This window comes from Agathobaculum faecis, assembly GCF_014287995.1.
Taxonomy (GTDB): Bacteria; Bacillota; Clostridia; order Oscillospirales; family Butyricicoccaceae; genus Agathobaculum; species Agathobaculum ammoniilyticum.
The window spans coordinates 105,228-122,133 of record NZ_JACOPL010000001.1; the positions used below are offsets into that span (position 1 = coordinate 105,228).

18 protein-coding genes are annotated in these 16,906 nt (G+C 58.1%); 17 read left to right on the plus strand and 1 reads right to left on the minus strand.

All coding sequences use genetic code 11. The features are described 5' to 3' along the window. Nucleotides 1–9 precede the first annotated feature (9 nt). The 12 genes from leuD (at nucleotide 10) to H8S45_RS00600 (ending at nucleotide 9,788) form a co-directional block, all read left to right on the plus strand. On the plus strand, nucleotides 10–501 hold the full coding sequence (leuD, locus tag H8S45_RS00545) for a 3-isopropylmalate dehydratase small subunit (RefSeq protein ID WP_054325843.1): 492 nt from the start codon (nucleotides 10–12) through the stop codon (nucleotides 499–501). Between the two features lie 5 nt (nucleotides 502–506). Beyond that, nucleotides 507–1,583 (plus strand): 3-isopropylmalate dehydrogenase, encoded by a 1,077-nt coding sequence (gene leuB / locus H8S45_RS00550; protein WP_147573653.1) that lies wholly within the window; start codon nucleotides 507–509, stop codon nucleotides 1,581–1,583. Between the two features lie 84 nt (nucleotides 1,584–1,667). Continuing rightward, the gene (locus H8S45_RS00555) at nucleotides 1,668–1,982 is read left to right on the plus strand and encodes a phage holin family protein (protein WP_161804664.1); all 315 of its coding nucleotides are present in this window, start codon (nucleotides 1,668–1,670) and stop codon (nucleotides 1,980–1,982) included. A 165-nt stretch (nucleotides 1,983–2,147) separates the two neighbouring features. Then, nucleotides 2,148–2,885, plus strand: coding sequence for a WecB/TagA/CpsF family glycosyltransferase (locus H8S45_RS00560; protein WP_147573654.1), 738 nt, complete (start codon nucleotides 2,148–2,150; stop codon nucleotides 2,883–2,885). A gap of 3 nt (nucleotides 2,886–2,888) precedes the next feature. After that, a complete protein-coding gene (gene thyX / locus H8S45_RS00565) occupies nucleotides 2,889–3,665 on the plus strand; it encodes an FAD-dependent thymidylate synthase (RefSeq protein WP_107630410.1) in 777 nt (258 codons plus the stop codon). Between the two features lie 17 nt (nucleotides 3,666–3,682). Further along, nucleotides 3,683–4,597, plus strand: a complete 915-nt coding sequence (locus tag H8S45_RS00570; protein ID WP_054325845.1) for a DUF2156 domain-containing protein — start codon at nucleotides 3,683–3,685, stop codon at nucleotides 4,595–4,597. After that, nucleotides 4,594–5,391 carry a GNAT family N-acetyltransferase gene (locus tag H8S45_RS00575; protein WP_054325846.1) on the plus strand — a complete coding sequence of 266 codons (798 nt, stop codon included), beginning with the start codon at nucleotides 4,594–4,596 and terminating at the stop codon, nucleotides 5,389–5,391. Before H8S45_RS00570 ends, H8S45_RS00575 begins: the two co-directional genes overlap by 4 nt. A 16-nt stretch (nucleotides 5,392–5,407) precedes the next feature. Beyond that, nucleotides 5,408–5,959, plus strand: coding sequence for a DJ-1 family glyoxalase III (locus H8S45_RS00580; protein ID WP_054325847.1), 552 nt, complete (start codon nucleotides 5,408–5,410; stop codon nucleotides 5,957–5,959). Further along, nucleotides 5,943–6,518, plus strand: coding sequence for a 5-formyltetrahydrofolate cyclo-ligase (locus H8S45_RS00585; RefSeq protein WP_054325848.1), 576 nt, complete (start codon nucleotides 5,943–5,945; stop codon nucleotides 6,516–6,518). Before H8S45_RS00580 ends, H8S45_RS00585 begins: the two co-directional genes overlap by 17 nt. Beyond that, the gene (locus H8S45_RS00590) at nucleotides 6,505–7,392 is read left to right on the plus strand and encodes a CPBP family intramembrane glutamic endopeptidase (RefSeq protein ID WP_054325849.1); all 888 of its coding nucleotides are present in this window, start codon (nucleotides 6,505–6,507) and stop codon (nucleotides 7,390–7,392) included. Before H8S45_RS00585 ends, H8S45_RS00590 begins: the two co-directional genes overlap by 14 nt. Before the next feature lie 31 nt (nucleotides 7,393–7,423). After that, complete coding sequence (gene mltG / locus H8S45_RS00595; protein ID WP_186949425.1) at nucleotides 7,424–8,563, plus strand: endolytic transglycosylase MltG; 1,140 nt, start codon at nucleotides 7,424–7,426, stop codon at nucleotides 8,561–8,563. After that, nucleotides 8,556–9,788, plus strand: coding sequence for a peptidase U32 family protein (locus H8S45_RS00600; protein ID WP_242977783.1), 1,233 nt, complete (start codon nucleotides 8,556–8,558; stop codon nucleotides 9,786–9,788). Before mltG ends, H8S45_RS00600 begins: the two co-directional genes overlap by 8 nt. A 25-nt stretch (nucleotides 9,789–9,813) precedes the next feature. Here H8S45_RS00600 and glpK read toward each other — a convergent pair whose 3' ends face one another. Continuing rightward, a complete protein-coding gene (glpK, locus tag H8S45_RS00605) occupies nucleotides 9,814–11,304 on the minus strand; it encodes a glycerol kinase GlpK (protein ID WP_107630414.1) in 1,491 nt (496 codons plus the stop codon). A 186-nt stretch (nucleotides 11,305–11,490) separates the two neighbouring features. Between glpK and trpS the strand changes: the two genes are divergently transcribed. Genes trpS through H8S45_RS00630 form a run of 5 tightly spaced genes read left to right on the plus strand, consistent with a single transcriptional unit; the run spans nucleotide 11,491 to nucleotide 16,822 of the window. Further along, nucleotides 11,491–12,501 (plus strand): tryptophan--tRNA ligase, encoded by a 1,011-nt coding sequence (gene trpS / locus H8S45_RS00610; protein WP_107630415.1) that lies wholly within the window; start codon nucleotides 11,491–11,493, stop codon nucleotides 12,499–12,501. Nucleotides 12,502–12,527: 26 nt separating this feature from the next. Then, on the plus strand, nucleotides 12,528–13,661 hold the full coding sequence (locus H8S45_RS00615; protein ID WP_054325852.1) for an MraY family glycosyltransferase: 1,134 nt from the start codon (nucleotides 12,528–12,530) through the stop codon (nucleotides 13,659–13,661). Next, complete coding sequence (wecB, locus tag H8S45_RS00620; RefSeq protein WP_186949427.1) at nucleotides 13,648–14,796, plus strand: non-hydrolyzing UDP-N-acetylglucosamine 2-epimerase; 1,149 nt, start codon at nucleotides 13,648–13,650, stop codon at nucleotides 14,794–14,796. Before H8S45_RS00615 ends, wecB begins: the two co-directional genes overlap by 14 nt. After that, entirely contained in the window at nucleotides 14,793–15,566 is a 774-nt protein-coding gene (locus tag H8S45_RS00625) for a hypothetical protein (RefSeq protein ID WP_147573656.1), read from the plus strand. Before wecB ends, H8S45_RS00625 begins: the two co-directional genes overlap by 4 nt. 2 nt (nucleotides 15,567–15,568) lie before the next feature. Next, nucleotides 15,569–16,822 (plus strand): methionine gamma-lyase family protein, encoded by a 1,254-nt coding sequence (locus H8S45_RS00630; protein WP_147573657.1) that lies wholly within the window; start codon nucleotides 15,569–15,571, stop codon nucleotides 16,820–16,822. Nucleotides 16,823–16,906 lie beyond the last annotated feature (84 nt).

Here is a 16,906-nt window from a genome sequence, read left to right on the forward strand (position 1 = left end):
AACAATACCATGAATGCAAAAGGCAGAGTTTTCAAATATGGGGATAACGTCGATACCGACGTCATCATCCCCGCGCGCTACCTGAACATCGCGGACGCCAAGGAGCTGGCAACTCACGCGATGGAGGATATCGACGCGGATTTCGTCAAAAAGATGCAGCCGGGTGATATCGTCGTGGCAACGCGCAACTTCGGCTGCGGCTCTTCGCGTGAGCATGCGCCTCTTGTCCTCAAGGAAAACGGCGTGTCCTGCGTGATCGCGGCCTCGTTCGCGCGCATTTTCTACCGCAACGCCATCAACATCGGCCTTCCCATCCTCGAGTGTGAGGCGGCGGCGAACGGCATCGATGCGGGCGACACGGTTTCGGTCGATTTCGACACCGGCGTGATTACCAATGAAACCAAGGGCGAGACCTATCAGGCGGCGGCTTTCCCGCCGTTCATCCAGAGCATCATCCAGGCGGGCGGCCTTTTGAAGTCGCTCAAAGAGAGAGGGGAGTAAGTCCGATGGAATACAATATCGCAGTCGTCAAGGGCGACGGTATTGGTCCGGAGATCGTGACCGAAGCCATGCAGGTGCTCGACAAGGTGGGCGAGCGGTTCGGCCACACCTTCCACTATCAGGAGGTGCTCGCGGGCGGCTGTTCGATCGACGCGAACGGCATCCCGCTGACTGAGGAGACCATCGAGATATGCAAAAACGCGGACTCCGTGCTGCTCGGCGCGGTCGGCGGCCCTAAGTGGGACGAAGTACCCTCGGAAAAACGCCCGGAGAAAGCGCTGCTCGGCCTGCGTTCGGCGCTCGGCCTGTTCGTCAACCTGCGTCCGGCGCAGATGCACAAGGCGCTGTCCGACGCGTGTCCGATCAAGCCCGAGATCATCGGCGACGGCTTTGACATCCTGGTCTGCCGCGAGCTGACCGGCGACGTATACTTCGGCCGGCATTACCGCCGCGAGAGCGACAAGGGCTGGGGCGAGACCGGCGCGGATGATATGAACTACTCGGTCTACGAGGTCGAGCGCATCGGCCGCCGCGCGTTCGAGATGGCGATGAAGCGGAATAAGAAGGTCTGCTCGGTCGATAAGGCGAACGTGCTCGAAACCAGCCGCGTCTGGCGCGAAACCATGCACCGCATCAAGGACGAGTACCCCGAGGTAGCATATTCGGATATGTATGTGGACAACTGCGCGATGCAGCTTGTCCGCAATCCCAGCCAGTTCGACGTGATCGTGACCGGCAACCTGTTCGGCGATATCCTGTCGGACGAGGCATCCATGATCACCGGCTCGATCGGCATGCTGCCCTCCGCCTCGATGAACGAGAGCGGCAAGGGCATGTACGAGCCGATTCACGGCTCCGCGCCGGATATCGCCGGCAAAGGCATCGCCAACCCGATCGCGACCATCCTGTCCTGTGCGATGATGCTGCGCTACTCTTTCGGCCTCATGGCCGAGGCAGACGCGGTTGAGAACGCGGTCGAGGCCGTGCTGGACGCGGGCCATCGCACAGCGGATATCGCCGCGCCGGGGGAAAAAGCGCTCTCCACCAGCGAGATGGGGGCGCTCATCCGCGCACAACTTTGATTGTTGACAGAGAGGAACGCCGGCCGTGGGCCGGCGTTCCTTTTTTTCGCTTCCTTTCATAAAATGGATGGGAGGTGAATGAATTTGGAGCAGGTTTCGCAATATATCAAGGCGGATTATGCCATTCTGGTGGCAGTCCTGTATTGCTTGGGGCGCGCTTTCAAGGCAATCAGAAAATTCCCCAATCAATTTATTCCACTTGCCCTTACCGGCTGCGGCATCATGCTGGCCTGTCTGTCGGCTGTTTCCCGCTACGGGGAGTATGCAAACTGGGCAGCCGCTCTGTTCGATGGTATGGTGCAGGGAATCCTCTGCACCGGAATGTCCGTTTACCTCAATGAAGTGATCTCGCACTGCGGCCTAGGCGGCTGTTCGTGCCGGAAAGACAAAAAAGATTGAAAAACACCAAAAGTCAGGCGCTTTGCCTGGCTTTTTACATCAATTTTCCGAATCATCCAGTTTTATACCTTGCAGGCTTGAGATTTTGAAACAACTGCGCTATAATAAAATAGATTTGGAATGTGTATTATGCAGCAATGATGTGAAAATATGGGAGACAAAGAGATGAAAACCGCTTCAATTCTGGGCGTGCATTTTCATGCCGTAACGTTGCAGCAGGCGGTGGAGTTGGCCATGAGCCGGATCCGCGCGCGGCAAAAGGGGTATGTGGTGACGCCAAATCCGGAAATAGTGGATCTTTGCCGAAAGGACAGCGATTTTATGAGGGTGGTGAATCATGCCGCCCTGGTATTGCCGGATGGCATCGGCATCATCTATGCCGCAAAAATCCTGGGCGAGGAGCTGTGCGGCAAGGTCGCCGGCATAGATTTTGCCGAAAGCCTTGCCGCTGCCATGGCAAAGGAAGGAATGCGCCTTTACCTGCTCGGCGCAAAGCCGGGCGTGGCAGAAAAGGCGGGCAGAAACCTCTGCGTAAAATACCCCGGGCTGGTCCTTGCAGGAACGCACGACGGCTATTTTTCCGATGAACAGGAAGCGGTCGAGGCCATCAATGCCTGTGGCGGCGCGGACGCTGTGTTCGTATGCCTGGGGGCGCCGAAGCAGGAGAAGTTCATTTCCGCGCATATCGACGAAATCCATGCCACTCTGTACTGCGGCTTGGGCGGCTCGCTCGATGTTTTCGCAGGCGAAGCAAAGCGCGCGCCGGATATTTTTATCCGGCTGGGGCTGGAATGGTTTTACCGCCTGCTCAAGCAGCCCAGCCGGATCGGCCGTATGATGAAGCTGCCCAAATTCCTGCTTATCGTGTTTCGGGAGCGCCTTTTGGGACGGAAAGGAAAATAAAAAATGAAAGTGAAACTGTTGGCGCACACGCCCGAACCGGAAAAGCTGGTGGCGGCGGCGGCCAAGAACTGCTATTCCTTCACAGATGTCGACAGCGTGCTGGACGGATTGACAGAGGAAAAAACCCAAAGTTTTGTCCATATGCTTTCAGAGATCGGGCATGAAAGCCCGATCGAGCATGTGTCGTTTACATTTGCGATCGAGGGCGTGTCGCGTTCGCTGCTCGCGCAGATCACGCGGCACCGCATGGCCTCGTTTTCCGTACAGTCCCAGCGGTATGTGAGGGAACGCGGGTTTGAGTATGTCGTGCCGCCGGAGATCGATAAAATCCCAGCGGCGCGGGAACAATTTATTCGGGCGATGGAGGATGACCAGCGCACCTACGAGGCGCTGACCGCCGCGCTGATGGAGGGCTACGTTGAGGAGCTGCTCGCGCAGGGCGTTCCGGAGAAGCAGGCGCGCAGCCAGGCGGAAAAGCACGCGATCGAGGACGCTCGATATGTGCTGCCGAATGCCTGTGCTACCCGCATTGTGATGACTGCCAATGCACGCAGCCTGAAAAACTTTTTTAAGCTGCGCTGCTGCAACCGCGCGCAGTGGGAGATCCGCGCGCTTGCAGAGGAAATGTACCGCGTGGTATACGCGGTCGCGCCGACGCTGTTCGCGCACTGCGGGCCTGCGTGCGTGGACGGCGCCTGCACCGAGGGTAAAATGTCCTGCGGGAAGGCGGGTGCAGTACGCGCATATTATCAAAAGCTGCGAGAGACAGCGGGACAATAAGGAAAAGGATATTTTTTATGTTACCATTTTGCGAAATCACACTGAAGGACAAGCGGGCGGTCGAGGCCTGCGGCGCCCATTACAATTACCATCTGTGCGAGCGTTGCTTTGTCGACCTGTTTATGTGGCGTAGTCATTATGGCACGCAGATCTGCTTCCGCGACGGTTTTTTGCTGGTCAAGATGACGCCGCTTGACGGCGGGCATGACTGTTACTTGGCGCCGATTGGAGAGGGAGATCTGGGCGGCGCGCTAGACGCGCTGGAAGCCGACGCCGCGGAGCGGGGAATCCCGTTCCAGCTGGTATCCATAGCGGAGCCTATGATCGAACGGATCGAAGCTGTCCGGCCGGAAAAGTATTCTTTCTCCCACGATAATGAGGATGGGGATGACTACATTTACCTTGCAGAAAAGCTGCGCACCCTGTCCGGAAAAAAGCTGCAGTCTAAGCGCAATCTGGTCAACCGGTTTAAAACCGCGTATGAGGGCAGATGGAGCTATGAGGATATGACGCCGGAAAACGTCAAGGATGCGTTTGGATACCATATCCGTTGGTGCAATCAGAACGGCTGTGCGCAGAATCGGGACTTTCAGGGGGAAACCTGCGCGATTGTGCAGGCGCTGCACAACTTCTCCGCGCTTGCGCTCAAAGGCGGGCTGCTGCGTCTGGATGGCGAAGTGATCGCTTTCACGTTTGGATGCCGGGCAACGCCGGATATGTATGTGGTACAGATCGAAAAGGCCGACCATACGATTCCGGGCGCTTACCAAATGATCAACCAGCAGTTCGTTTTGCGGAACTGCGATGATGTGGAATACGTCAACAGAGAGGAAGACCTCGGTATAGAGGGGCTTCGGAAAGCCAAAAAATCCTATTATCCGGTGATGCGCGGCGTGAAATACACGGCCGTGCCAAAGGAGCGTGCGGAATGATCCGCTTTGCTGGACCGGAGGATGCCGGCGCGGTTCGAGCGCTTTGGGAGCGTTGCTTTCCGGACGAGGGAGGCTTCAATCCGTATTTTTTCGCCCATTTTTTCGATATCGGGAAAACGCTGCTCTCGGTTGAGGGAAGCACGCTGTGCGCGATGGTGCAAATGCTGCCGTACCGTCTGGACTGCGGGGGCGATGTGTCCGAAGCGACCTATATTTACGGGGCATGCACCCATCCGGACTATCGCCGGCAGGGACATATGGCGCGGCTTCTGGAGCATTCCTTTGCGCTTGACCGCGCGGCGGGACGAACTGCCTCCACGCTTATCCCTGCGGAGGAGTGGCTGTTCGGCTTTTACCGGCCGTTTGGCTATGAGCCGTTTTTTCGCATAGCGCGCCACGAGATCGTGAAAAAGACGCGGGGGAGCGTTCCGCAGCGTCTTTCCGAACAGGATATCCCACAGCTCGCGGCGCTGTATGACCGGCTTGCCGCACCCTGCCGTATCGCGCGCAGCCCATCCTGCTGGGCGGGGCAGATAGCGCTGTTCGACGCTTTGGGAAAGGGCGTGTACGGCTGGCGGGAGGCTGGTAAGCTGGCTGCCTATGCGTTCTGCTGGGAGGATACCGCACAGGAAGCATTCGGCATGACGCCGGAGCGGGAGCAGGGCTTGCTGGAGGTATTGCGGAAAGATGCGTTCACCTATACGGCATGCGGTCGGGAAACGGCCCTGGGCTGTATCAAATGGCATGTGCCCAGGGCGGTTTCCTGCGGCTATATGAATTTAATGCTCAATTGAAAGGTGTGTGACAACAATGGTATATGTGTTGCTGGCAGAAGGCTTTGAAGAACTGGAAGCGCTGTCGCCGGTCGATCTCCTGCGCCGTTCGAGTGTGGAGGTAAAGCTGGTGGGCGTGACCGGTAAAATCGTACACGGTTCTCACGGTATCGGCGTGGAAACCGAGCTTTCCATGGACGAAGCGGATTGGGATGCGGCGGAAGCGGTGATACTGCCGGGCGGAATGCCGGGTACGGCCAACCTGTATGCGGACAAGCGTGTGACGGATGCCGTGCGGAAGTGCTATGACGATGGCAAATTCGTCGCGGCGATCTGCGCCGCGCCCTCGGTCATTCTGGGCGGCATGGGGCTGCTGCAGGGGCGCAGGGCGACCTGCTACCCCGGCATGGAGGATGGAATGAAAGGTGCGACCGCAGTTCGGCAGACCTGTGTGCGGGATGGAAAAATCATCACGGCGTGCGGCGTGGGCGGCGCGTTGGATTTTGCCTGTACGCTCGTCTCCGCGCTCTGCGGTGAAGCGGAGGCCCGCCGTGTGGCGGATTCCGCGCTGTATGCGTTTGGAAAATAAACCGGAGCTACGCCGCTTTTTCCTGAAGCAGCGGATGGAGCAGCCGCGGGCGGAAAAAGCCGCGGCCGATCGGAGTATCTCCGAGCGGCTGCTGGCCAGTACGGTTTTTGCCCGCGCACAATGCGTGTTCTGTTATGTATCCACGCCGGATGAGATCGATACGCATGGTATCCTGCGTCAGGCGCTTGCCGAGGGGAAAAACGTTTGCGTGCCGCGCTGCCTCCGCGCGGGGGAGATGCGGGCGTACCATATCGCGTCGTTGGACAGCCTGCGGACGGGACGCTTCGGCATTCTGGAGCCGGATGCGTCTGCGCGGGAGGTGCCGCCGGAGCGTATCGACCTGATTGTCGCACCGGCGCTGGCCTGCGACCGTGCGGGGTACCGCCTGGGCTACGGCGGCGGATATTACGACCGCTTTATGATACGGACGCCGGCCATTCGGGCTGCCTTGTGCGCGGAGGGGCGTTTGTTGGAACGGTTGCCGCGCACGGCGTTCGATCAGCGCTGCGGCTGGATTTTTACCGAAAGGCGGGTGCTGCACACGGATGAAAAACAATAAGATCGCGCTGCTGCCCGGCCTGTCATTGTTTCTGTGCTTTTGCCTGCTGACCGGCATGGGGCGGCTGGCAGGACGGCTCGGCGGCGGCGCGCCGCTGACCGCGCTGTCGGAGGCAGCGGCTTTTCTGCTGCCGATGGTTTTGGCGGTCGTCTCTCTGCGCGACCAGAAGGCGGTCCGCCAGCGCCTGCGGCCCAGGCGGCTCCCCAAAGGGGCGCTCGGCGTAACGGTTAAGCTCGGCGTAACGGTGGCGGTGCTGTCGCTTTTTCTGAACCTGCTGATATACCAGATCGCCGGCCTTGCCGGAGCGGATCTGACTGCAACCGCGCTGGACACACCGCAGACCGGCATGACGCTGCCAGGGAAGCTGCTGGTGATCGTAGCGCTGAGCGCGACCGTGGAGGAGATGTATCTGCGCGGCGCGCTGATGGCCGCGCAGGAGCAAAGCGTCGGCACCGGCGCGTGCCTGGTGTTCAGCGGCTTTGCGTTTGCGATGCTGCACGGCAGCCTGATGAATTTTTTCGGCCCGCTGCTGGCGGGTATCGCCTATGCGTATCTGACGTATGCGTTCGGAAGCGTTTGGCCGGCCGTGCTTGCGCACGCGGTCAATAATCTGTATTATGTTTTTGTCCTTTGGATCACGGATACTTATGCCGCCTTTGGCATTTGGAATCATTTCGCGGCGATCAATGCGATCGTATTGCTGCTGTTTTTGTATCTGACGCTGCGCGGGGCGGAAGGACTGCTGGCAAAGGGGTATATCCCGCACCTGGAAAAGGGTGCGGGGCTGTACGACCTGTTCCTGCTCGTGCGCAATCCCGGTGTTATAGCTTTTATCGTGGCGTTTCTCGTCAAAGTAGTGCTGCACTGGATCTGAAAAAACCTTGAGAAATGGATGAGGTGAAAACATGGAAAACATGGAGAATCAGCAAACCCAACCGGTACAGCAAACGCGCCGCCGGAGCAGGCGGCGCAAGAACAGCGGGTGTGCGGGCACGGTTGTGTATGTAATCGCCGTGCTGGGCATTTCGATCGTCCTGTCGCTGGTGGCGATTTTTGTTGCAAACGACGTGTTTGCGTTTGTCAAGGACGACGCGGTAAAAGAAATAACCGTTGCGGAGAATACGGACGTTCTCTCCCTTGCCAAACAGCTTGACGATGAGGGCGTGATTAATTACGGCACGATTTTCAAGCTGTATGTCCGTCTGAAAGGGGATAACGAGAGCGTTTTGGCCGGCGCCTACGCGCTCAATCCCAATATGGATTACGGGCAGATCATCGACACGCTGGCAAATTCCACCAGCACGGAGACGATCCAGATAACCGTGCCGGAAGGCTATTCGACCATGCAGATCAAGCAGCTGTTGCTTGATGAGCACGTCTGCACGGAGGAAGCGATCGACGAAGCGCTCAACGATTACGAGTTCAAGCATGAGTTTTTACAGGAGGAAAAGCCGGCGAAGCAGGGCTGGCTGGAGGGGTATGTATTCCCCGACACCTATGAGATATACAAGGGGAACTCCACGGTCGTTTCCAGTCTCAACAAGATGCTCAACAACTTTGATGAAAAGTATGACGATGAGATCCAGGCAGGGGCCGAGAACCTTGGCATGTCGATGCACGATATCGTAACGGTTGCGTCCCTGATCGAACGCGAGGCGCAGCAGGACGGGGAGCGTGCGACGATCGCGGGTGTTATTTATAACCGTCTGAACAATCCGGATTCGTTCCCCTACCTGCAGGTGGACGCCTCGGTGCTGTATGGCTTGGGACGGACGAGCGGAAAGCTGAGCGAGGAGGATCTGCAGTCCGATACGCCATATAACCTGTATACCAAGCAGGGCTTGCCCCCCGGACCGATCTGCAATCCCGGCTACGCTTCGCTGTACGCGGCAAGCCATCCCGAGCAGCATAACTATTTCTACTATGTCGCCATGCCGGATGGCAGCCATCTGTTTGCCAACAGCTATGCGGAGCATGAGGCGAATATCGCCGCCTCCAACGCGGCGCAGGCTGCGGCCGCCAGCGCGGAGGGAAGCGGTGAATAAGCGGCCGGAGCTGCTCGCGCCGGCAGGGGATATGGAAAAGCTGCGCTTTGCCATTGCGTATGGAGCGGACGCCGTGTATTGCGCCGGACAGCAATTCGGCATGCGGGCCGCTGCCGCCAATTTTGACGAAGAAGCGCTTCGTTCCGGCATCGCTTATGCGCATGGGAGGCACGTCAAGTGCTATGTAACGGTTAATATCATGCCCTCCAACCGCGACCTGCTCGCCCTTCCATCCTATCTGGAGCTGTTGGAGGATGCGGGAGCGGACGCGCTGATCGTGGCGGACGTGGGCGTGCTTCGGCTGGCACGGAAATACGCGCCTCATGTGCCGCTGCATATCAGCACCCAGACCAGCATCCTGAACCATGAGGCGGCGAATTTCTGGGCGGATCTTGGGGCAGAGCGGATTGTGCTGGCGCGTGAGCTTTCCTTGGACGAGATCGCGGAAATACGGGAAAAGACCCCTAAAACGCTGGAAATCGAAGCGTTTGTCCATGGCGCGATGTGTATATCCTATTCGGGCCGCTGCCTGATTTCGCAATATATGACAGGGCGGGACGCCAACCGCGGCGCGTGCGCGCAGCCGTGCCGGTGGAATTACGCGCTGATGGAGGAAAAACGGCCGGGGGAATATTTTCCGGTCGAGGAGGACGCGCGCGGCACCTATCTGTATAACTCCAAGGATATGTGCATGATCGGGCATATTCCAGAGCTGATCCGCGCGGGGGTGGATTCATTTAAGATCGAGGGACGCAACAAAACGGCTTACTACGCCGCCTGCGTGACCGGGGCTTACCGCGCGGCGATCGACGCGTACCGCGCCTCTCCGGAGACATTCGTGCTGCCGGAGTTCTGCACGGAGGAGGTCAATAAAGTAAGCCATCGGGAATATTACACCGGCTTTTACTTCGGAAGTGGGGAGAACGGCCAGCATTATGGCGACAGCCAGTATATCCGCGATTACGAGGTCGTAGGGATGCCAGTCTGCTGCGGTGCGGACGGACAGGCGGTGTTTGCGCTGAAAAACCGCTTTTTCCGAGGGGAGGAGCTGGAGCTGCTGCAGCCCGGCAGGGAACCGCATGTGTTCCGCGCGGAAAACGCGGTAAATGAAGAGGGGGAAGCGCTGGCGCTTTTCAATGTCCCACAGATGAAAGTGCAGTTTGCGTTCCCATTCCCAGTGAGTGAATACGCGATTCTCAGAAAGAAAAAGGAACGGCCGAATTAGGCCGTTCCTTTTCGTTTGTCTCGATTCAGTTGTGCGGCGCCCAGTCCAGACTCCGGCTCACCGCTTTATTCCAGCCGTCCAGCAACCGGACGCGCTCCTGCGTCTCCATATGGGGGGCATACAGCGTGTCACAGCGCCAGAGCCGTTTCAGTTCCTGCCGGTCTTTCCAAACACCGGTAGCAAGCCCAGCCAGATAGCATGCGCCGAGCGCGGTCGTTTCACGGATGACCGGCCGCCGGATGGTACAGTTCGAGATATCCGCCTGGAACTGCATCAGGAAACTGTCCCTGCTCGCGCCGCCGTCAACAGAAAGGGAGGCGAGAGGGACGCCGGTATCGCGCGCCATTGCGTCAAGCAGGTCGTTAACCTGATAAGCGATGGATTCCTGCGCGGCGCGGATAATATGCTCACGGCTGGTGCCGCGCGTCAGGCCGATCAGGCAGCCACGCGCGTACATGTCCCAATGCGGCGCGCCGAGGCCGGTGAACGCGGGAACAAGGTATACGCCGCCGGTATCCGGCACCTTCTTGGCGTAGTATTCCGCATCGCGGCTTTCGGAGAAAAAGCGCATTTCATCGCGCAGCCATTGGATCACCGCGCCGCCGATAAATACGCTGCCCTCCAGAGCATACTGGGTTTTTCCCGCAATATGGATGCCGATTGTGGTTAGCAGGCCGTTTTTGCTTTCGCAAACCTGTTCCCCTGTATTCATCAGCAGAAAGCAGCCTGTCCCGTAAGTGTTTTTCGCATCCCCCGCGTCAAAGCAGGTCTGGCCAAACAGCGCAGCCTGCTGGTCGCCTGCAATGCCGGCGATCGGCACGTCGCCGCCGGGAAGGGAGACATAGCCGTAAATTTCGCTGGAGGAGCACACGCGCGGCAGCATGGCGCGCGGGATGTCGAGTGCGCGGAGCAGGGTGTCGTCCCAGTCCAGCTTATGGATATCAAAGATCATGGTGCGGGCGGCGTTGGTCATGTCAGTGATATGCGCTTTCCCGCCGGTCAGCTTCCATACCAGCCAGGAATCCACCGTGCCGAACAGAATCTCGCCGCGCGCGGCTTTTTCCCGCGCGCCTTCGACATGGTCCAGAATCCACTTGATTTTTGTTCCGGAAAAATAAGCGTCCAGCACGAGTCCGGTTGTATTGCGTATGTGATCGGTCAGCCCCTGCCGCACGAGGCTGTCCACAATATCGGCGGTACGCCGGCACTGCCATACAATTGCGTTATAGACAGGACGGCCGGTGGCCTTGTCCCACAGGATCGTTGTTTCGCGCTGATTGGTGATGCCGATCGCGGCAACATCAGCGGGAGAAACGTCTGCCGCAGCGAGAGCCTCCAGCATAGCGGCGTATTGCGTTGACCAGATTTCCATGGGGTCCTCCTCGACCCAGCCCTCGCGGGGATAGTGCTGTGACAGTTCGTGCTGCCGGATGGAAAGGATGTTTTGTTCGTTGTCGAATAAAATTGCGCGCGAGCTGGTTGTCCCCTGATCGAGTGCCAATACATAGTTTGCCATTGGATCGCCGCCTCTCTTTTTCCTGCTATTATCATACCCCGCGGCCCCTGCTGCTGTCAATATTCCGCAAATGCGCGAAAACACATTGCAAAAGTGGGCAAAATATGATATTATTACAATCGAGTATAGCCTTTTAGCACAAACCTGTCACAAAGTAAATTCTAATTTGTAAGGGAAGTTTTCTATATGAGCGAAAATCAGAAGCAAACCATTTTTTCTGGTGTCCAGCCGTCCGGCAAACTGACGCTGGGCAATTACCTGGGCGCGATCCGCAACTTTCCGCTGCTGCAGGAGGATTATAACTGCATCTACTGCGTGGTTGACATGCATGCGATCACGGTGCGTCAGGATCCGGCAGCGCTGCGGCGCCAGACGTTGGAGGTGCTTGCGCAGTATATCGCCTGTGGCCTTGATCCGGAAAAGAGCGTCCTGTTTATCCAGAGCCATGTGCCGGCGCACGCTGAGCTGGCTTGGGTGCTCAACTGCTTTACCATGTTTGGAGAGGCTTCCCGCATGACGCAGTTCAAAGATAAGTCCGCCAAGCATTCGGATAATGTGAATGTCGGCCTGTTTACCTATCCGGTTTTGATGGCGGCGGACATCCTGCTGTACCAGACCAATATTGTGCCGGTCGGCGTGGACCAGAGTCAGCATATCGAGATCTGCCGCGATATTGCAAACCGCTTTAACGGGGTTTTTCCGGATACTTTCACGATTCCGGAGGGACGCTATCCGAAGGCGGGCGAGGGCGCGAAGATCATGAGCCTGTCCGATCCGGAAAAGAAAATGAGCAAGTCGGATGAAAATGAAAACGGGTATATCCTGCTGATGGATCAGCCGGATGTGATCATGCGCAAGTTCAAGCGCGCGGTGACCGATTCGGACGCCCGCATCGTCATGGACCCGCAGGGCAAGCCCGGCATTTCCAACCTGCTGCAGATTTACGCGCTTGCGACTGGCAAGACGGTTGCCGAGGCGGAAGCGGAATTTGCGGGCAAGGGCTATGGGGAGTTCAAGCCGGCGGTGGGCGAGGTGGTCGTCGAGTTGCTGCGCCCAATCCGCGAAAAGACGGAGGATCTGCTGCGCAACAAGGATTACCTGCAGCAGGTATATACCGAGGGCGCGCAGAAAGCGTCCTACCTGGCGCGGAAAACGCTGGACAAGGTTTACCGGAAGCTGGGGTTTGTCAAGCGCTGAACATCTGCTTTTGAGAGGAACAAAAAATGCCTGAATATATCGTGATCGGTATGGTTGTCGCCGCGTTTGCCGCGGCGGGCGTGCTGTCGTATTTCTTTACGCCGCCGGTCAAAAAGTTCGCGCACAAGGTCGGCGCGATCGACGTTCCCAAGGATAACCGCCGCATGCACAAGGAACCCATACCGCGGCTGGGCGGGTTGGCCATTTTCGGCGGCTTCCTCTGCTCGATTCTGATTTTCGGACAACTGGACAAAACCATGCTGTGCGTACTGCTGGGAGCGATCATCATTGTTTCGCTGGGCATTTTTGACGATGTCCTGGCGCTTGGCGCAAAGCTCAAATTCGTTGTGCAGATTGTCGCGGCGGCGATACCTGTATGCGTAGGGGATCTGCAGATCAAGCTGTTCACCAATTTGAACCCGTTTTCCGACGAAGCGTACTTCCACTTGGGGATTTTTGCAATTCCGGTGACGATCCTCTGGATTGTAGGCATTACCAACGCCGTGAACCTGATCGACGGCCTGGACGGACTGGCGGTCGGCGTTTCATCCATTGCTGCGATCACCATGCTGGCGGTCGCGTTGCTGACGGAGAACATGATGATCGCTGTCACAATGGCGGCGCTCGCAGGCGCATGCGTCGGCTTTATGCCGTATAACCTGAACCCCGCAAAGATATTTATGGGGGATACTGGCTCGACCTTCCTTGGTTATATGCTGGCAACGGTATCCATCATGGGCCTGTTCAAATTTTATGCGGTCATTTCGTTCGCTGTTCCGTTCCTGATACTGGGGCTGCCGATTTTTGACACGGCCAATGCGATCATCCGCCGCGTGGCGGCGGGGCGCAGCCCGATGAGTCCGGACCGCGGCCATGTCCATCACAAGCTGATCGATATGGGCTTTAACCAGAAGCAGGCGGTCGCGATCCTGTACGCGATCAGCGCGACCCTTGGCCTGACAGCGGTCGTATTGACCTCGTCGGGGGAAGTAAAGGCCATTATCCTGCTGCTGGCGGTATTGGTCGCAATTATCGTCGGCGCATGCGTCATCTACGGCGCGGAACACTGGGGCAGGCATCCGCACGATGGAACCCCAGAGGCAGAAGACAGGGATGATGGGGACGCACAAAAGGAGAAAACAGACGATGAACAAAATTAAAGTGATGACTGTGTTCGGCACGCGGCCGGAGGCGATCAAAATGGCGCCGCTGGTGCATGCACTGAAAAAGAATGCCCATACCGAGCCGATCGTCTGCGTCACCGCGCAGCACCGCGAGATGCTGGATCAGGTGCTGGATATTTTTCAGATCAAGCCGGATTATGACCTTAACATCATGCAGCCGCGGCAGACGCTGGCACTGATTACAGAGAAAAGCCTGCATGGGTTGGATGATGTGTTCGAGCAGGCGCAGCCCGATATGGTGCTGGTGCATGGAGACACCTCGACGACGTTCGCAGGCGCGCTTGCCGCGTTTTATCATAAAATACCGGTCGGGCATGTAGAGGCCGGCCTGCGCACCTATGACAAGTACTCTCCGTTCCCGGAGGAGATGAACCGCAAGCTGACCGGCCAGATCGCGACGCTGCATTTTGCGCCGACCCCGCGCAATCGGGATAATCTGGCGCGCGAAAGCATCACGGATGGGGTTTCGGTGGTCGGCAATACTGTCGTCGATGCGATCCACATGACGGTCCGGCCGGATTTTGCTTTCCGCGACGAGCAGCTGAAAACGCTTGATTTTCAGAATAACCGCGTGGTGCTGGTCACCGCGCACCGGCGGGAGAATTATGGCGAGCCGATGGAAAATATCTGTCGCGCGATCGCCGCGCTGTCGGAGGCCTATCCGGATGTGCATTTCGTGTATCCGGTTCACCTCAGTCCGTATGTGCGTGAAACGGCGGAGAAGTTTCTGGGTGGGAACGGCCGCGTCCATCTGATCCATCCGCTCGCGGTGGATGAGATGCACAACCTGATGGCACGCTGCTATCTAATTATGACGGATTCCGGAGGCCTGCAGGAAGAGGCCCCCAGTCTTGGCAAGCCGGTGCTGGTGCTGCGCCGCGAAACCGAGCGGCCCGAGGCTATCGAGGCCGGCACAGTCAAGCTGGCTGGGGTGGAGCAGGAGAACATCGTCCGTCTGGCGCGCGAGCTGCTGGACGACGCGCAGGCTTATGGAGCAATGGCGCATGCGGTCAACCCATATGGCGACGGCCAGACCTCTGAACGCATCGTACAGGCGATTGAGCATTATTTCGGCCTGCGGGAAGGCGGCCCCGCGCCGTTTACACCGTGAAAATGAAGAAAAAGCTGTCCGCCCCTCTGATTGCGGCCATTGGCGCCGGCGTATTTGTCGCTCTGCTGGCGCTGGCATATCTGTTTGCTTCCGGCCTGCTGCATGAACGGGATACCGGCATCGTGTTGTCCGATGGTACGCAAAACGCGCCGGTCGTCAGCTCGGGAAGCCAGATGCTGACTGCGCAGAGCGTCGCGGATATCGAGATCGGCCCTGTGAATGCGCAAAAGGTCGTTGCGTCCTTGGTACGTCCGACCGCCTATAGCTGCAGCATACAAAATACGCTGTACTATGCGGGCGGTTCGTCCACGCTGTCCTGCCGCCAATATGTCAAGGATGGCGTGGTGCGGACTGATACCCTGCAGGCGTCGGGGAGCGTGGAAAGTACCCTGCTGCGCAGGGGCGATACGGTTTATGCCTGGGAGAACGGTGCTTCCAGCGCTTATGAGGGAAACTGGGGCGATTTTACGGACGACGCGGCTGCCATGCTGCCCACCTACGAGGACGTATTGGGGGAAGAGGTGCGGCTTTTGGACGCGGGGCGGCAGGACATGGACTATGAGCCGTGTATCCGTGTGGAATTTGAGCAGGGAGGCTACCGCTGTGTATATTACATATCAGCAGCCTCCGGCCTGCTGAAAGCAGCGTCGTTTTACAGCGGCGATACGCTGGTCCGTCAGGTGACGGTCAGCGAACTGAAAACCGAAGCGCCGGAGGACCAGGTTTTTGATTTGCCGGATGGGCGCTCGGCGTTGGGAGAGAATCACTGAAAATGTCTGAATATTTACCAATATCGGAAGAAATACGCGCGCTCGGCCGTCAGGCTGAGCGCGAAATCATGCCGTGCTTTTCTCGTATCGAAGAGATCTGCGACCGGAATACGGAAAAGGTGCTGGCGGCGTTTACGAAAAACCGCGTGTCGGATAACCTTTTTGCCGGCACGACCGGCTATGGATATGACGATCACGGGCGTGACACCCTGGACCGCATTTATGCCGATATCTTCGGGACGGAGGCCGCGCTGGTGCGCATCGGCTTTGTCAACGGCACGCACGCGCTTTCCTGCGCGATGTTTTCCGCAGTCAAAACAGGGGACACGGTGCTTTCAGTCACCGGTCCGGCGTATGACACGCTGCAAAACACAATCACCGGGGATTACTGCGGCAGCATGAAGCACTATGGTATCGGTTACAAGCAGGTGGACCTCAAGGACGGCGCGCCCGATCTGCCAGCGATTGCCGCAGCCGTGCGAGACCAAGCGGTCAAACTAGTGTTCATCCAGCGCAGCCGCGGCTATGCCGTACGTAAAACGCTGTCCTGCGAGGAGATCGGAGAAATCTGCCGGACGGTGCGTGCCGCAGGCTCCGAAGCCGCGATTATGGTGGATAACTGCTACGGCGAATTTGTGGAGGAGACTGAGCCGACCCAGGTTGGCGCGGATCTGATTGCGGGTTCGCTGATTAAAAACCCGGGCGGGGGTCTTGCGCCCACCGGCGGTTACATCGCAGGCCGCTCGGATCTGGTGGAGAATGCCTCCTATAAGCTGACCGCGCCCGGTATCGGCGGGGAGTGCGGCTGCACCATAGGACAGAACCGTTTGCTGTATCAGGGGCTGTTCATGGCGCCGCATATCACGGCGCAAGCGCTGAAAACGGCCATTTTCTGCGCCAAGGTCATGGAGCTGATGGGATACGAGGTCAGCCCGAAAGCGGAAGAGACGCGGTATGACATCATCCAGACGATTGCGTTCGGCGCGCCGGAGCCGCTGCGCCGGTTCTGCGAAGGGATTCAGGCGGGCGCGCCGGTCGATTCCTTTGTGACACCGGAGCCGTGGGCCATGCCGGGCTATGACGATCCGGTCATCATGGCGGCGGGCGCTTTCGTGCAGGGCGCTTCCATTGAATTGTCGGCGGATGCTCCGATGCGGGAGCCGTATGTGTGCTATTTACAGGGCGGCCTGACCTACGCTTCAGGCAAAGCCGGTATTTTGCTCGCGGCTGAGCGTATCAGCAATGCCAAATCGTGAAAGTGGAGGAAGAGCGGCGGGACCGCTCTTTTTTCACGGGTATGGTTGCGCGAAAAGCGGTTTCGTGGTACAATATTTGGGTTG

Excerpts from the sequence above, each read along its gene's own strand:
- mltG (WP_186949425.1), top strand. The coding sequence starts at position 7,424 with ATGGAAAACATGGAGAATCAGCAAACCCAACCGGTACAGCAAACGCGC.
- wecB (WP_186949427.1), top strand. The coding sequence starts at position 13,648 with ATGAACAAAATTAAAGTGATGACTGTGTTCGGCACGCGGCCGGAGGCG.
- H8S45_RS00585 (WP_054325848.1), top strand. The coding sequence starts at position 5,943 with ATGCGTTTGGAAAATAAACCGGAGCTACGCCGCTTTTTCCTGAAGCAG.
- leuD (WP_054325843.1), top strand. The coding sequence starts at position 10 with ATGAATGCAAAAGGCAGAGTTTTCAAATATGGGGATAACGTCGATACC.
- trpS (WP_107630415.1), top strand. The coding sequence starts at position 11,491 with ATGAGCGAAAATCAGAAGCAAACCATTTTTTCTGGTGTCCAGCCGTCC.
- H8S45_RS00615 (WP_054325852.1), top strand. The coding sequence starts at position 12,528 with ATGCCTGAATATATCGTGATCGGTATGGTTGTCGCCGCGTTTGCCGCG.
- H8S45_RS00570 (WP_054325845.1), top strand. The coding sequence starts at position 3,683 with ATGTTACCATTTTGCGAAATCACACTGAAGGACAAGCGGGCGGTCGAG.
- H8S45_RS00630 (WP_147573657.1), top strand. The coding sequence starts at position 15,569 with ATGTCTGAATATTTACCAATATCGGAAGAAATACGCGCGCTCGGCCGT.
- glpK (WP_107630414.1), bottom strand. The coding sequence starts at position 11,304 with ATGGCAAACTATGTATTGGCACTCGATCAGGGGACAACCAGCTCGCGC.
- H8S45_RS00575 (WP_054325846.1), top strand. The coding sequence starts at position 4,594 with ATGATCCGCTTTGCTGGACCGGAGGATGCCGGCGCGGTTCGAGCGCTT.
- H8S45_RS00590 (WP_054325849.1), top strand. The coding sequence starts at position 6,505 with ATGAAAAACAATAAGATCGCGCTGCTGCCCGGCCTGTCATTGTTTCTG.
- leuB (WP_147573653.1), top strand. The coding sequence starts at position 507 with ATGGAATACAATATCGCAGTCGTCAAGGGCGACGGTATTGGTCCGGAG.
- thyX (WP_107630410.1), top strand. The coding sequence starts at position 2,889 with ATGAAAGTGAAACTGTTGGCGCACACGCCCGAACCGGAAAAGCTGGTG.
- H8S45_RS00560 (WP_147573654.1), top strand. The coding sequence starts at position 2,148 with ATGAAAACCGCTTCAATTCTGGGCGTGCATTTTCATGCCGTAACGTTG.
- H8S45_RS00580 (WP_054325847.1), top strand. The coding sequence starts at position 5,408 with ATGGTATATGTGTTGCTGGCAGAAGGCTTTGAAGAACTGGAAGCGCTG.